The following is a 14,987-nucleotide window of genomic DNA, read 5'->3' as shown; positions in this document are numbered from 1 at the left end:
CGATGAAAAAATGGTTATTAATGATCCTTACAGCACTCTTTTTAGCTGGTTGTGGAGCTGGAGGGACTGATGAAGTAGAAGAAGTGGAACAAACAGAAGAAACAGGAGAAACAGAAGCAGAAAATGAAGAACAGGCAACAGAAGCAGAGGGAGTTTTTAAAGTCGCTGTTATTCCATCACAATCAATCGGTGAAATGGAAACAGGTATAAATAATTTAGAAGCTGAATTATCGGAAAAACTAAATCGTGAAGTAGAGGTAGAATATTACCCTTCTTACAATGCGGTTGTCGAAGCAATTAATTACAGCCATATTGATTTGGCGTACCTTGGTCCTGTTACGTATGTGTTGGCTCATGAACAAAGTGGTGCAAAGGCAGTTGCAACACAACTTATTGACGGTGAACCGTATTATTATTCCTATATTATTACGCACGTCGACGCTGAATGGGAAACTCTAGAAGAGTTACTTGCGGATTCAAGTGAAGTTGATTTCGCATTCGGAAGCATGTCATCAACATCTGGTTCAGTTATTCCAAGTGTTGAACTTTATCAACGTGGGGTATTTAGAACAGTTGACGATACAGATTTTCAGACGATCACATATACAGGATCACATGATATTACAGCGCAATCTGTACAAAATAAACAAGTAGATGCTGGAGCAATTGATAGTGCAATTTTTCAGGCATTAATTAAAGAAGGTTCAATTGACGGTGATCAATTTAAAATTATTTGGGAATCAGATCAGCTATACCAATATCCGTGGGTAGTTCCTGGCGATATGGATGAATCAACAATTGCATTAGTACAAGAAGCGTTTGAAAATATTGACGATGAAGAAATTTTAACAATTTTCGGTGGTGCATCTGCATTTATTGCTACAAGTGATGAAGAATACAGTGCAATTGTGGAGGCTGTTCAAGCGGCTAGAGAAATTGGACTTTTAGAGGAGTAGAGAGGTTTGGTTTGGTTTAAACGACGCTATATCATTATAGGGCTTATTCTTATCTTTTTTATTTGGATAAGTATGCGGTTGACTGATTTTCAGTTACACAAATTCGAGCAGTTTATTAATGCCTTTTACTTTGTACAGGAACGTTTTTTTCCGCCAAACTGGTCGATTCTTCCTAAGTTGATTGAAGAGAGTTTTGTCACGTTGGCAATGGCTTTTCTAGGGACGTTTATTGCCTTGATAATTGCTTTACCAATCAGTTTTATGGCGGCTTATAATACAAGTCGCCACCCGATTTTTTTTAGTACGACGAGAGCATCGCTAAGTGTGTTGCGTTCAATACCTGAAATTGTTTTTGGTCTTGTTTTTGTTGTTGCTGTAGGTCTTGGACCATTTCCAGCAGTGATTGCAATAATGCTTCACAATGTAGGTGTTCTTGGAAAACTGATTTCGGAACTGATTGAGTCTGCTGATCACGGTCCACAGGAGGCGATGAAAGCTGTTGGTGCAACAAGATGGGTCGCCGTTCTTTTTTCCATTCTGCCGCAAATTTGGCCTAATGTATTGTCACATTATTTTTACCGGTTTGAAGTAGCTATCAGGACATCACTTATTCTTGGTTTCATAGGAGCTGGGGGGATTGGTCAGCAATTGTTTAACCATTTCCAGACCATGCAGTATAAGTCTGTTGCCCTTGATATTTTGATGATTAGCGTTCTAGTTATCCTTGTCGATTTCGTAGGTGGAAAAATTCGCAAACGGGCAATTTAGGAGAGATCAAAATGCTTAAAATTAATCAATTATCTGTACGTTATCCAAAGGCGAAAGAATTTGCTTTAAAAGATATTAGCGTCGCTTTTAAAAAAGGGGAATTTGTTTGTATATTAGGAAAAAGCGGGGCCGGAAAGTCGACATTTATTCGTTGTCTTAATGGCTTGCAGCAGCCGACAAGCGGCGAAGTGATTTGGCAGGGAAAAGAGATTTCTGGACTAAAGGAAAAGGAATTGCGACATGTCCGTAAAGAAATTGGGATGATCTTTCAACATTTTAATTTGATTCCACGATTAAGCGTCCTGCAAAATGTCTTAACAGGAACGTTTGGCGGACGTGATCCGATGAAAAACTTGTTTGGTATTTTTTCTGAAGAGGAAAAAAAGGTAGCTTATCAAGCAATTGCTGATGTTGAACTTGCTGATTTTGCCGAGCGAAGAGTTGAGGCACTTAGTGGGGGGCAAAAACAGCGTGTTGGAATTGCTCGGGCATTAGTGCAGCAACCAAAGCTGTTTTTAGGCGATGAGCCAGTGGCAAGTCTCGACCCTGGTACATCGAATAAAATCTTTCAGCTATTGCAACGATTTCATTATGAACGCGAGCTGTTAACGATTATCAATGTTCATGATGTTAACATTGCTCAGCGTTATGCCACAAGAATCATCGCTTTAAAGCAAGGGGAATTAATTTTTGATGGCAAGCCTGAACAATTCAGTGAATCCATTTTCCATGAAATCTATGATACAGAGAAAGAAGATGCATTAGTTTCCATGCAAGGATGAATAAGTACAGAAACAGCCTAGTCATTGAAGTGACTAGGCTGTTTCTGTTTTTGTTTCTTTCGAAATGGAGGAATGTTTTTCTGTTTTCATCGTTAAGTAGACACCGATTAAAATAAAAATACTGCCAAGAAAGAAAGTAACACTTAATTGTTCCTTTAAGAATATCCAGCCAAACAAACTGCCGACAACAGGCTGCAAAAAGAAAAATAAACCTGCTTGGTGTGCCGGAGTTAATTGCAGACCTTTGTTCCAGCTGAAGTATGCTAAGGCAGTTGAGATTACTCCAATATACAATGTACTAAGAATAACCGGAACGGTAAATAAGTCTTGGTAATGCCATTGATTCATTTCAAAAAAAATGGTTGGGAATGTTATGATTGTCGCTAACCAAATTCCGATTGTTGTAATTTGAATTGGTGAATAATAACGTGAAGCTTTCCTAGATATAACAGAATAGTAGCCCCATGTTAATGCAGCAATAAGTAACACAATGATACCTAATCCTTGATCACTATAACCCCCATTTGCACCTGGAATCCCAACGATGACAAATATACCAATGATGGCTAAGAACATTGAGAATACCTGATTTCTTGACATTTTCTCTTTTAACAAAAAGATGGCAAATATAGATAAGAATAAAGGTGATAGTGTCGTGATTAGTGAACCCATATGCGCCGAAGTAAGTTTTGTTCCAATGAATTGTGCTGCAATGGAAAGAAAATAACCAATAAAGCCGATTTGAATTAATAAACCACGATATTGCTTTAGCTGTAATGGCACTTGATAGTAAAGACAAATTAGCCACATAACAACGGATGCCATAAGATAACGAATAAAGAGCAATGTCATTGGTGGAATCGTATCTAAGGTAAACTTACTAACAACATATAGGCCTCCCCAAATGGCAGCTGCTAATGCTAAATACATTGGGCCGAGATATGCTTTCAAATAAAAAACCTCCTTATCAGTAAAGATTCTATGAAATAAATGTATCACTAATTATAAGGTTTTACTTATCCAATTTTAAGCTTATTTTTATCTCATTTTTATTTGCTTTGCGTGAAGTTAGTCTGTATTGCTGAGGTGTCATTTGCTCATATTGTTGAAACAGGCGAGTTAGGGAAGATTGAAATTCATATCCCACTAGGTTGGCTATTGCAAGTAAAGATAAATCCGTGTTATGTAGTAACTGTTTTGCTTTCTCAAGTCGAATTGATTGGATATATTTAGTAGGTGTAACACCATAGGCTTCTTTAAACCATTGCCCGTAATAGTTTACTTGATAATGTTCAAGACTAGCCAATGTTTCAATGGACATTTGTTTATGATAGTTTTCATGGATATATTGAATCGATGGTGGTGTAGAATGTTCTCGTAAAAGTCGAGAAATATAATGCATTAAATCATTTAGTCCGCTATTACTTGCCCCTTTTTCTGCTTCATTCATTAAAAGCGTACGAATCGCTTGCCAGTTTTCATCGTTTTTGAGTAAAATTTCTTCGGTTGGATATTTAGGTTTATTATCGAAAAGCATCCTAGGTATATCTAATACGATAAATTCATTTCGATTTATTGAGTAATAAGTATGTTCACATTGAGGTGGTAAAAACAGTAACCCTTGTTCGGTTAAAGAAAATTCTTTGTTGGCAGTTCCAATATAAAGGCAGCCGTGTAGCGGAAATAGAAGTTGGAAATAATCATGTACATGGCTATCTTTTTTATTTGAATACGATCTTCTTTCGCAAATCGTATGAAAAATTGACAAAGTGAACACCTCCCATTTCATTTTACTTGATAAGAATTGAATAATGCACTTTAAATTTTATTAATTTGAATATTGATAGAAAAAAACAAGACCATCGATTTTGATGGTCTTGTTTTGAGATTACTTACTCACATATATGGCTTTTTCGCTTTTTTCATTAACTTCACCGACGATAGCCGCAACCGTTGTTCCTTGGTCATGTAAGGCTTTTACATAGTCATTGGCCTCATCCTTAGGCATGCTAATTAATAAGCCGCCAGATGTAATCGCATCGCATAGCATCCATTGTTCAAATTCTGTTATTGCCTCATCGTAATGTACAGAATCTTTGATCCAGCGATGATTTGCTTTTGAGCCTCCAGGAACGATTCCTTTCTCAGCAAGTTCTTTTGTTCCATCAAGGAAAGGAACATTGTTAAGAGCGACTGTGATGCTTACATGACTGCCGCTAGCCATTTCATACGCATGTCCTAAAAGTCCAAAACCTGTAATGTCAGTTACTGCATTTGGATGGAAAGAGTTCAGTGCTTCAGCAGCTTCTTTATTCAATGTTGCCATTGTTTCCATCACTTTTTCAATTTGTGCATCTGTTAAGGCGTTATTTTTGATCGCGGTCGTTTGAATACCAACACCAAGTGGCTTCGTTAAGACGATTGCATCCCCTGGCTTAGCACCAATATTTTTGTAGACTTTATCAGGATGCACAAGACCTGTTACAGATAATCCGAACTTTGGTTCTTGATCATCAATCGAATGACCACCAACAATGATCGCCCCAGCTTCCTTTACTTTATCAGCTGCACCGCATAAAATTTGTGCTAACACTTCAGCGCCTAGTTTTTTAATGGGAAAACCAACAATGTTCATGACTGTTTTTGGCTTTCCACCCATCGCATACACATCACTCAATGAATTGGCTGCTGCGATTTGACCAAACATATATGGATCATCAACAATTGGAGTAAAAAAATCAACTGTTTGAATGATCGCAATCTCTTCAGTTAACTTATAAACTCCGGCATCATCTGATGTATCAAGCCCAACAAGCAAGTTAGGATCATGTTCTCTTTCTGGTAAGTGCCGCAAAACTTGCGACAAGTCCTCAGGACCAATTTTGCATCCTCAACCCCCTTTTGTAGATAAGGATGTGAGTCGAATCACTTCTTGACTGTCCATACTATACACCTCCTGAACATTAGTATAAGCTTTTTTTTCACGAAAACACAATCATAATACTCCAAAGATTTAAAGGAAACAAATCTATTTTAGAAAACAACCGGAAAAATTTCGGTCACAAAAAATTTGATTGAGGAAATAGTAAAAATTCTCTAAAATAATAGTAAGAATGCAGAATGCAAATTTTCTAATTTTATGTCAAGGTTTGCGTTAAATTATCTTTCTGGGGAGAGGATTGTATCATGGGGAAATTTTTTAAAGGTGTAGGAATTGGAGCAGGCATTGGATTGTCGATGTACTTAGTAACAGTAGCATTAGGTTACAAGGAAAAAATACAAGAAGAAAAAGAAAGACGTTTATTTGGCACAGGGAACCAATAATAGAACATGACAAAAGAGGTGATCACCTATGATCACCTCTTTTGTTCCAAACCAATCTTCCTAATCAGTTCCAATCACTGTTACGTCTAGGGTCGAAACGATATTTGTCTTTTGTAGACACCTCATTTCAAAAGTGTAAAGTCACTGCATTAACAATCTGTGTAAATCACTAAATTGTTCAAGCTAACCCACCCCTTTAATTGAGGCAAACATTTGGAGCCTTAAACGAACTGATATGGCATATAGGAAAGTATTTGATTTGGGTGAAGACACTGTGTAGTGCCGTTCACGTTATTTATTATTGCCGTTTTGAGGAGGGTTATACATATCAAAAAAAAATTTTTTGAAAAAATGATAATGCTTTGTAAGCGAAAGTCAAAAAAATAAATGGCTTTCGTTTTTATATTACAAAAGAACCTATTTTTTTCAATAGTTATAATATTTACAAAATTCTGAAATTGTACTATACTTTGTTCAAGGAAATATTGTCGACATTATACATAATAATTTACTAGCTTTAGTTATAACAATGGATTTAGTTAGCAATGGACAAGCATACTAAATATCTGAGTTAGGGGGGAGAACAGACAACTAATATCAATTTGTTTTTCTTAAACAAAATATAATCATTTAAGGGGGAGCAGATTATGAAACGGGTTGGTTCAATTAAAGTATTGCTTATGGTTCTAAGTTTACTATTTATAACGGCATGTTCTTCAGGGGCATCAGAGTCCTCAGCTGATGGAGAAGAAAGGCATATGTTTTCTTTATTAACAACAGATAGCTCCTCTTCCTTTTATGCATTTTTCGTAGGTGCAGCTAATGCAATTAGTACACAGTTTCCAGAGCTACAAATTACTGTAACTGAAACAGGAGGTGCTACTGATAATATGGAAAGGCTAGCACGAGGAGAGTCAACTTTTTCACTTGGTGTCTCTGTAAGCGATTACAAAGCATTTAATGGTTTGGATGACTTTGAAAAAAACGATAGTATTCGTGCATTATGGTACTTTGCGCCATCACCTTTTAATTTTGTTGTCAATAAGTCGACTGGGATTGAAAGTTTAGAAGACCTAGTAGAAGCGGATTTTTCTTTAGGGGGCTCTGGTACAACAACGGAAAATTCAATTCGGGAGATTTTTGATGTATTAAATATTGAAACAAATCATTATAGCGGAAGTATGTCTGATGCTCAAAACGCTTTTTCAGACCGCCGTATTGATGGACTGACTAAGGCGGGTGCTGCACCTGATTCATATGTGCAACAAGTCGCAGCACAAGTTGATATTAATTTACTTGGGATTACAGAGGAACAAGCGGAATTAGTTCAACAAGAGCTACCGTATTATAGCATTGCTACTATTCCAAGTGGCTCATATCGAGGTGTTGATGAAGATGTTCTAACTCCTCAGTTCATGTTAGGAGCACTATTAGATGAATCTGTTTCACAGGAAGTTGGCTATAAAATGTGGACGGCAATGTGGTCTGATGAAGGAAAAGGCATTTGGGGAAGCTCATATCCAGCAGGAAAGGATATAAACTTACCTGAGCTTACGTTAAATTCACCAATTCCTTTGCATGCTGGTGCTGTTCAATTTTTAAAAGAAATCGGATTAGATGTTCCTGAAGAATTAATTCCGGCCGAATATGAAGAAGTAAACTAGGAGTGGGCAGTATACTCCTAACGTTGGTTAGGAGTATACGACCTCTTAAGGAGGGGGGAAAATATGTTCCAACAACTTTATAACCAGTTTCTAAAGTTATTTGAAGTTGAAAATCATTCTGATCGTTCAAAAACGAGGCAATTATCAACGCCATACTTACTCATTCTTGGTATTGTCGGGTTTAGTTGGGCACTATTTCATATTTACACGATGGGCTTTGGCTCATTGCCAGGAATTATACAACGTTCAATTCATCTTGGCGGAGCAATTTTCTTATGTTTTATTATGTATGCCTGTCATTCCCGATTGCAAAAAAATCGCGTTTTGTTTACTGTAGACGTTATTTTTGCAATATTAGCAGTTGCTATTACTGTATATATGATCGTAATCTATCCTCGTATTGTTGAGCATCATGGTGTATATAACAATCTTGATATCGTATTAGGGACGATTCTTTTACTGTTGGTTGTCGAGGGTGCGAGAAGAACATTAGGCTGGGTGATCCCAGGGTTAATTATTGTTGCGTTATTCTATACATTTTTTGGTCCAATGTTTCCGGGAATTTGGGCTCATCCCGGTGTAGACTACGGCAGGTTTATCCAAGTCTTTATGTTAGGAACGCAAGGAGTTTGGGGCCAACTTATGTCGATTTCAGCAAATGTATTAGTGATTTTTATTCTTTATGGATCCCTTATTTTATATTTGGGATTAGGAGATACATTTTTTGACATTGGAAAAAAGCTGACTGGTCGGTGGCGTGGTGGTGGAGCACAGATGGCCTGCGTAACAAGCGCGTTCTTTGGGACTATTAATGGAAGTGCAGTAGCCAATGTTGCAACGACTGGAAACTTTACAATTCCATTAATGAAACGTTTAGGCTACAATCGCAATTTTGCTGGTGCTGTGGAATCAATGGCATCTGCTGGAGGACAGTTTATGCCCCCTGTAATGGGTGCAGGTGCATTCTTAATGGCAGAACTACTAGGAATTAATTATATTCATGTGGCAATGGCCGCGTTAATCCCAGCCCTATTGTTTTTCATTTCGTTAATGATATCAATTAATTTTTATGCCAAGAAAAATGGGTTACATGGTGTACCGAAAGATGAAATCCCTACTTGGAAGGTGGCTTTTAATTGGAGAAAAACCGTGCCATTATTCATACCAATGGTAATTATGGTGTATTTAATGATCAAAGGATATACTGCAGGTACAGCTGGTTACTTTGCCTTTGTTGCAACAGCAGTGTTGTACTTAGTATGTAATGTAACTTCAATAGAAAGCTTTAAGGATACATTGAGTCGTCTATTTGTTTCAATTGGACGTGGTGCTCGAAATATGGTAACTATTGTTATGCTGATTGGAGCCGCCCAAACATTAGTCATGGCCATTAATATTAGTGGAGCAGGTGTGAAGTTTTCAACGGTAGTCATGACTATGAGTCAAGGCATGCTATTACCTGCGTTATTATTAGCGATGGTAATTACTGTTATATTAGGGATGGGGGCACCGACTCCTGCGGCCTATGTTTTAGCTGCCTCTGTAGTTGGTCCTGCTTTAATTAGTATGGGGATAGAAGGGCTTACGGCACATTTGTTTTTATATTATTTTGCATCCCTTTCTGCGGTAACTCCTCCAGTCTGTGCAGCCGTATTTGTAGCGTGTGGGATATCACAGGGAAGCTGGGGCAAAACAGCATTACAGGGACTTCGTATTGGTATCGTTGCCTTTATCATCCCATTTATGTTTGTCTATAATCCTGTTTTACTAATGAATGGAGAGTTTCACCAAATCCTTCTTAGTTTTATTACTGCACTCGTTGGTGTACTCATTTTAGCTGCTGGGACAATGGGTATTGTTATTTTACCTACAACTAAATTTGAACGACTCCTTGCCTTAGTTACCGCATTTTCTTTAATTATTCCAGGATGGGGTACTGATTTACTAGGGGTATCTCTTCTTACTATCCTTGTGATACTGCATTGGAGAAGAGTGAAAAGTTCACAACAAAATAGTCAAACATTAAACCTAATAGCTAAATCGTAATATGGTACTATCTTTATAGAAACATGCGTAAAACGTATAGAGTAAGGTTTAGGAGTGGTTAGGATGTCAAAAGAACATAGTTTTCATACTGGGGCTATTTTTGAAGGATTTCAATCAAATGAGTTTGAAAATATTACTTTATCTCAAAAAATAGCTCAAGCAATAGCTGGTCAAATTTCTGAAGGAATTCTCAAACAGGGTGATCGCCTCTTGGAAAATGAATTAACGAATTTCTTTGGAACAAGTCGCGCACCGATTCGGGAGGCGTTATATATTCTTGAGAAAGATGGAATTGTTGAACGCATTCCAAGAAGAGGGGTTTTTGTAAAAGAGTATACAAAAAAAGAATTAAGTGATTTATATGAAACTGTCTATCGGTTACAAGAAATCGCTTTAAGAAAAGTCATGGATTTGGTCACACCAGAACAATTAAAAGAGCTAGATTCTTTAGTAGAAAAAATGGAGGAAGCGGTAAAAAGACAGGATATTAAAAGCTACTATATTTTCTTAGATGAGCTGCAAAGTAAATATTTTACGTTTTCCGATAATGATGTATTAAGGGATATTTATTTCAAGCTTAAAAAGCAACTAACACCATTTAGATATATCTCACTTTCCTATCCTTCTAGTTTAGAATATTCTTTATCAGAGTATAAGGAAATGCTCAAAGGTTTAAATGAAAGAAACTTTACTCGCATTTTAGAAAGTTTACGCTTAAAGGAAAATAGAGCTTTAGCTATATTAGAAACATATATAAAAAAATAACGTCTGACACTCATTTACTTTTCCGATGAAATGATAATGGTGAGAAAGTGAGGGTTATAAATGAATCTGAATAATATAGAAGAGACACAACAAAAAAGAGTCTTAACGAGGTTGGTACATACCAACATAGAAAATTCAACTGTTGAAGAGTTACAGCAGGTCTTACATGTACTTGAGTCTCTTCGTTCTGCAAAAGAGGACGGAGGGCTTCATTACCTTGGTCAATTTTTAGGGATTGAACGAATTGTGGAAGAAAATCATGTATACATGCATTTAGGTTTACAAAATGCAAATACGTACGGTGTTGCTCAAGGAGGAGCTCTTTATACACTGGCTGATGTTGCGATTGGTTATAAAGTGATTGATACTCTTAGCGAAGGTCAAAAGGTATTTACGTTAGAATTAAAAATAAATTATATTAAAAAAGGATCAGGGGCAAAACTCATAGCAAAACCAAAGATTCTTCATTTAGGAGGAAAAACAATTGTTGGTGAGTGTAGTATTGAGGATGAGAGTGGTTCACTGATTGCGCAAGCATTAGGAACGTTTATTATCGTTAATAGCTAGACTTACTGAAATTACCTACAAAACTTACTGAATATTAATAATTTTTTAAAAATAAATCATAACAGGGGGGAAACGGATGTTGAATTTGTTATCAGGTGTTAAGATTTTAGATTTAACTCATTTTTTGTCAGGACCATATTGCACAATGTTAATTGCTGACCTCGGTGGTGATGTCATAAAAATAGAGAATCCAAATAAGCCAGATAGTGCAAGAAATGTACCGCCTCATTTCATTGAAGAGGAAAGTGTTTATTTTTTAAGTCTTAATCGCGGGAAAAAAAGTGTAACGATTGATTTAACAACAGATGAAGGATTAAAGCAATTTTATCAATTAGTAAAAGACGCTGATGTAGTTATTGATAACTTTAGGCCTGGAGTTACCAGTCGTTTAAAAATTGATTATGACATTTTAAAAACAATAAAACCTGATATTATTACGTGTTCGATATCAGGTTTTGGTTATACAGGACCATACCGTGATCAGCCTGCATACGATTATATTATTCAAGCACTAACAGGAGTAATGAGCTTAACAGGGGAACCAAATGGTCTGCCAACGAAAACAGGAATTTCTATGGTCGATCATGTAGGTGGGTTGTTTGCAGCTTTTTCAATTGCTTCAGCGCTATTACATCGTGAGAGGACAGGAGAAGGTGTACCATTAGATGTTAGCCTCATGGATAGTCAGTTATCCATGCTAACGTATTTAGCAGCTAACTATTTAAATGCTGGCGATATTGCAAAGCGAATCCCCGAATCTGGTCATCCATCGATTGTACCTGCACAAAATTTTCCGACAAAAGACGGATTTATAACGATTGCTGCAATGAATGATAAGTTTTGGAAAATCCTGTGTGACGTATTGGAGTTGTGGGATTTAGGTAACGATGAGAATTTAAAAGAAATGAAAAGTCGTATGGAAAATAAAGAATACATCATTACAAGAATAAAACAACGACTGATTACAAATACAACCGATTACTGGGCTGATTTATTAATAGAAGCTGGTGTACCTTGTGCTCCTGTTTTAACGATTGACAAAGCTTTACAGCATCAACAGGTTCTTGCACGAAATATGGTTATTGAGATGGATCATCCAACATGTGGAAAAGTTAAAGCGATTGGTAATCCCATAAAACTAAAAGGGAAAGCAGGCGACGAAAAATTTACTCCAGCACCGTTACTAGGCCAACATAATGGAATATTTTGTTAATAAATAATGTCGACAATATACATTTTCAAAGGAGAGGATTTGCATGAAAGCGACAGAGACAGGAAAATTCAAAACAGAATCAGGAATTGAACTTGAACCGTTGTATTCGAAAGAAAATACTAGTATCGATGAAGAAAGGATCGGTGAACCTGGACAGTACCCTTATACAAGAGGGATTTATAAAAGTATGTATACGAAAAGACCATGGACAATGCGGCAATATTCTGGGTTTGGTACTGCTGAAGAATCGAATGAGCGTTATCGCTTCCTTCTAGACCAGGGGCAAACAGGTTTAAGTGTCGCATTGGATCTCCCAACACAGTTAGGATATGATTCTGATCATCCCATGGTTGAGGAAGAGGTTGGGAGAGTTGGTGTGGCCATTGATTCTATTAAAGATATGGAGATTCTTTTTCATAACATACCGTTAGATAAGATATCAACATCTTTTACAATTAATTCAACTGCAGCGATTTTGTTAGCTATGTATGCTGTTGTTGCTGAAAGACAAGGAGTACCTTGGCGGAAAATTACTGGCACCACACAAAATGATATTTTAAAAGAATATGTAGCACGCGGTACTTGGATCTTCCCACCAGAACCATCTGTTCGTTTAATTGTAGATACATTGGAATGGAGTATGAATGAAGCACCTCGCTTTAAGCCTATTAGTATTGCTGGTGCCCACTTTAGAGATGCTGGAGCTTCTGCTGTACAAGAACTTGCGTATACATTAGCAGACGGTATTACTTACGTACAAGCAGCACTTGACCGCGGTTTAGATGTTGATAAATTTGGTCCGTCGCTTAGCTTCTTCTTTTACACTCATACTGAATTTTTCGAGGAAATAGCAAAGTATCGAGCAGGTAGAAGAATATGGGCGAATTTGATGAAAGAGCGATTTGGCGCAAAAGATCCAAAGACAATGATGTTTAAGTTTGGAACAGTATGTGGCGGAAGTTCTCTTACTGCACAACAACCATTAAATAATACTGTTCGTGTTTCTTTTGAAGCGTTAGCAGCTGTATTAGGAGGTGTTCAGTCGGTCTTTACATGTGCATGGGATGAAGCGTTTACGATCCCATCTGAAAGCACAGCGGAATTAGCCCTGCGAACACAACAAATTATTTTAGACGAAACAGGAGTGTCAAAAACAGTTGATCCATTAGGTGGTTCCTATTTCGTTGAGGAACTTACAAATAAAGTAGAGGAAGAAGCTTTGAAAATCATAAATAAGATAGAAGGGTTAGGGGGAATGATACCTGCTATTGAACGTGGAATAATTCAAAGCGAAATTTCTAAACGTGCCTATGAAGTACAACGTAATATTGAATCAGGTGAGAAGACGATAATTGGTGTGAATAAATTTGCAAGAAAAGACGAAAAGATCGAAACGGAAATTTATCAGCCTGATCCTAATATTTTACAAAGGCAATTAAATCGTTTAAAAGAATTAAAGTTAGAAAGAAGTAATAGTGAAGTGAATAAGGCAATCTCTGCATTAAAGCGTGGTGCTGAAGGAAATGTTAACTTGATGCCTCTTTTAATCGATGCTGTTCGTGTTGGTGCAACGGTTGGGGAAATGACGGGAGCTATGCGTGAAATTTTTGGTGAATTTAATGAACCAAAAACGTTTTAATTATCTATCAATCAAATAAACAATGTTAGGAGAGATATATATGGAAATGCCGATTCGTGTATTAGTTGCAAAGCCAGGACTTGATGGTCATGATCGAGGTGCAAAAGTAATTGCCCAATCTTTACGTGATGCAGGTATGGAAGTTGTCTATACAGGGTTACGAAAAAACATTGAACAGATCGTAGAAATTGCAATTCAAGAAGATACACATGTCATTGGTTTAAGTATTCTATCAGGTGCCCATGTCTCGTTAACTAAGAAATTAGTAAATAGATTAGAAGATGAGGGAGTGCGAAATGATGTATTAATCGTCGTTGGTGGAATTATTCCTGAACAAGATGTAAATACATTACTAGAAATTGGAGCAAACGGTGTCTTCCCGATGGGCTCTTCAATCAATGAAATTGTGAACTTTATTCAAAAAGAGGCTCCACAATATATTAAAGCGATGTAAGGGGGGCTTCAAATGTCAAACATCATGTTTCAAAAAAATGAACATGTTGCAAAAATAATAATAAATCGTGAGGACGTTCGTAATGCCATTAATGAGCCAACAATGGAGGAATTACATCAAGTTTTAAATGAGATTGAACAAGATGACTCCATAAGAGTAGTAATCTTAACAGGGACAGGGGAAAAGGCGTTCATTTCAGGTGGGGACATTAAAGAGTTCGAGCAATTAACGACAATTTCTGACGCAAAAAAAATGGCTGAAAGAATGCGACGTGTCTTGAATCGAATTGAACAGCTCCCAGTTCCAACGATTGCTGCAATTAATGGTCATGCTCTTGGTGGAGGGTGTGAAACGGCATTAGCGTGTGATTTTAGGGTTTCTGTTGATGAAGCGAGTCTCGGATTTTTACAAATAAATATGGGTATTATTACTGGTTGGGGTAGCGGACCTAGGTTGGAGCAGCTAATTGGTAGATCTAAAGCGACACAGTTATTGATGCTTGGCGAGAGAATTAGCGCGAAAGAAGCTCAAAATATTGGTCTTGTCCATGATGTCGTTGATAGAGATAACTTTATTGAAACAGTGAACCAATTGGCAGAAAAATTGTCATCAAAACCACCATTAGCTTTAAAAGGGTTTAAATTGGCTATGAACCAATGGCGCGATATGCCATTCTCCCCATCTCAAATCATGGAAACGGAAATTTTTAGTGAACTTTGGGTTTCAGAGGATCATTTTGAAGCGGCACGCGCTGTTTTGGAAAAAAGAAAACCAACGTTTTATGGAAAATAAGTAGAGGAGGGGGGATA

15 protein-coding genes are annotated in these 14,987 nt (G+C 37.1%); 12 read left to right on the top strand and 3 right to left on the bottom strand.

The window, feature by feature from the left end:
- Positions 1-2 precede the first annotated feature (2 nt).
- Genes phnD through phnC form a run of 3 tightly spaced genes read left to right on the top strand, consistent with a single transcriptional unit; the run spans position 3 to position 2,506 of the window.
- Positions 3-956 (top strand): phosphate/phosphite/phosphonate ABC transporter substrate-binding protein, encoded by a 954-nt coding sequence (phnD, locus tag ACJ2A9_RS02130; protein ID WP_441419952.1) that lies wholly within the window; start codon positions 3-5, stop codon positions 954-956.
- 6 nt (positions 957-962) lie between these two features.
- On the top strand, positions 963-1,724 hold the full coding sequence (phnE, locus tag ACJ2A9_RS02125; protein ID WP_441419951.1) for a phosphonate ABC transporter, permease protein PhnE: 762 nt from the start codon (positions 963-965) through the stop codon (positions 1,722-1,724).
- A gap of 11 nt (positions 1,725-1,735) precedes the next feature.
- Positions 1,736-2,506: a phosphonate ABC transporter ATP-binding protein gene (gene phnC / locus ACJ2A9_RS02120; RefSeq protein WP_441419950.1), complete on the top strand. Its 771-nt coding sequence runs from the start codon at positions 1,736-1,738 to the stop codon at positions 2,504-2,506.
- A gap of 33 nt (positions 2,507-2,539) precedes the next feature.
- On the opposite strand, the gene ACJ2A9_RS02115 is transcribed toward phnC, so the two are convergent.
- The 3 genes from ACJ2A9_RS02115 to selD form a co-directional block, all read right to left on the bottom strand.
- On the bottom strand, positions 2,540-3,457 hold the full coding sequence (locus ACJ2A9_RS02115; protein WP_441419949.1) for a DMT family transporter: 918 nt from the start codon (positions 3,455-3,457) through the stop codon (positions 2,540-2,542).
- Positions 3,458-3,518: 61 nt separating this feature from the next.
- Positions 3,519-4,274 carry an AraC family transcriptional regulator gene (locus ACJ2A9_RS02110; RefSeq protein WP_441419948.1) on the bottom strand — a complete coding sequence of 252 codons (756 nt, stop codon included), beginning with the start codon at positions 4,272-4,274 and terminating at the stop codon, positions 3,519-3,521.
- 120 nt (positions 4,275-4,394) lie between these two features.
- Entirely contained in the window at positions 4,395-5,450 is a 1,056-nt protein-coding gene (gene selD / locus ACJ2A9_RS02105; protein WP_441419947.1) for a selenide, water dikinase SelD, read from the bottom strand.
- 242 nt (positions 5,451-5,692) lie between these two features.
- On the opposite strand from selD, the gene ACJ2A9_RS02100 reads away from it, so the two are divergent.
- From ACJ2A9_RS02100 to ACJ2A9_RS02060, 9 genes are all read left to right on the top strand, one after another.
- On the top strand, positions 5,693-5,830 hold the full coding sequence (locus tag ACJ2A9_RS02100) for a hypothetical protein (protein WP_441419946.1): 138 nt from the start codon (positions 5,693-5,695) through the stop codon (positions 5,828-5,830).
- A gap of 647 nt (positions 5,831-6,477) precedes the next feature.
- Entirely contained in the window at positions 6,478-7,494 is a 1,017-nt protein-coding gene (locus ACJ2A9_RS02095) for a TAXI family TRAP transporter solute-binding subunit (protein ID WP_441419945.1), read from the top strand.
- Positions 7,495-7,557: 63 nt separating this feature from the next.
- Complete coding sequence (locus tag ACJ2A9_RS02090; RefSeq protein ID WP_441419944.1) at positions 7,558-9,540, top strand: TRAP transporter permease; 1,983 nt, start codon at positions 7,558-7,560, stop codon at positions 9,538-9,540.
- Between the two features lie 63 nt (positions 9,541-9,603).
- The gene (locus tag ACJ2A9_RS02085; protein WP_441419943.1) at positions 9,604-10,305 is read left to right on the top strand and encodes a GntR family transcriptional regulator; all 702 of its coding nucleotides are present in this window, start codon (positions 9,604-9,606) and stop codon (positions 10,303-10,305) included.
- A gap of 60 nt (positions 10,306-10,365) precedes the next feature.
- Complete coding sequence (locus ACJ2A9_RS02080; RefSeq protein ID WP_441419942.1) at positions 10,366-10,872, top strand: PaaI family thioesterase; 507 nt, start codon at positions 10,366-10,368, stop codon at positions 10,870-10,872.
- 76 nt (positions 10,873-10,948) lie between these two features.
- Entirely contained in the window at positions 10,949-12,085 is a 1,137-nt protein-coding gene (locus ACJ2A9_RS02075) for a CaiB/BaiF CoA transferase family protein (protein ID WP_441419941.1), read from the top strand.
- A gap of 43 nt (positions 12,086-12,128) precedes the next feature.
- Positions 12,129-13,724, top strand: a complete 1,596-nt coding sequence (locus ACJ2A9_RS02070) for an acyl-CoA mutase large subunit family protein (protein ID WP_441419940.1) — start codon at positions 12,129-12,131, stop codon at positions 13,722-13,724.
- A gap of 40 nt (positions 13,725-13,764) precedes the next feature.
- Positions 13,765-14,178, top strand: coding sequence for a cobalamin B12-binding domain-containing protein (locus tag ACJ2A9_RS02065; RefSeq protein WP_441419939.1), 414 nt, complete (start codon positions 13,765-13,767; stop codon positions 14,176-14,178).
- A gap of 12 nt (positions 14,179-14,190) precedes the next feature.
- Positions 14,191-14,970, top strand: coding sequence for an enoyl-CoA hydratase/isomerase family protein (locus ACJ2A9_RS02060; protein WP_441419938.1), 780 nt, complete (start codon positions 14,191-14,193; stop codon positions 14,968-14,970).
- The last annotated feature ends 17 nt before the right edge of the window (positions 14,971-14,987 follow it).

The sequence above is a fragment of the Anaerobacillus sp. MEB173 genome (assembly GCF_052119505.1).
GTDB lineage: Bacteria > Bacillota > Bacilli > Bacillales > JBJMAU01 > JBJMAU01.
The sequence above is the reverse complement of the archived record's forward strand: the minus strand, read 5'-3'. Positions and strand labels throughout refer to the sequence as shown.

Excerpts from the sequence above, each read along its gene's own strand:
- phnC (WP_441419950.1), top strand. The coding sequence starts at position 1,736 with ATGCTTAAAATTAATCAATTATCTGTACGTTATCCAAAGGCGAAAGAA.
- ACJ2A9_RS02065 (WP_441419939.1), top strand. The coding sequence starts at position 13,765 with ATGGAAATGCCGATTCGTGTATTAGTTGCAAAGCCAGGACTTGATGGT.
- ACJ2A9_RS02100 (WP_441419946.1), top strand. The coding sequence starts at position 5,693 with ATGGGGAAATTTTTTAAAGGTGTAGGAATTGGAGCAGGCATTGGATTG.
- ACJ2A9_RS02075 (WP_441419941.1), top strand. The coding sequence starts at position 10,949 with ATGTTGAATTTGTTATCAGGTGTTAAGATTTTAGATTTAACTCATTTT.
- phnD (WP_441419952.1), top strand. The coding sequence starts at position 3 with ATGAAAAAATGGTTATTAATGATCCTTACAGCACTCTTTTTAGCTGGT.
- ACJ2A9_RS02070 (WP_441419940.1), top strand. The coding sequence starts at position 12,129 with ATGAAAGCGACAGAGACAGGAAAATTCAAAACAGAATCAGGAATTGAA.
- ACJ2A9_RS02095 (WP_441419945.1), top strand. The coding sequence starts at position 6,478 with ATGAAACGGGTTGGTTCAATTAAAGTATTGCTTATGGTTCTAAGTTTA.
- ACJ2A9_RS02090 (WP_441419944.1), top strand. The coding sequence starts at position 7,558 with ATGTTCCAACAACTTTATAACCAGTTTCTAAAGTTATTTGAAGTTGAA.
- ACJ2A9_RS02085 (WP_441419943.1), top strand. The coding sequence starts at position 9,604 with ATGTCAAAAGAACATAGTTTTCATACTGGGGCTATTTTTGAAGGATTT.
- ACJ2A9_RS02080 (WP_441419942.1), top strand. The coding sequence starts at position 10,366 with ATGAATCTGAATAATATAGAAGAGACACAACAAAAAAGAGTCTTAACG.
- ACJ2A9_RS02060 (WP_441419938.1), top strand. The coding sequence starts at position 14,191 with ATGTCAAACATCATGTTTCAAAAAAATGAACATGTTGCAAAAATAATA.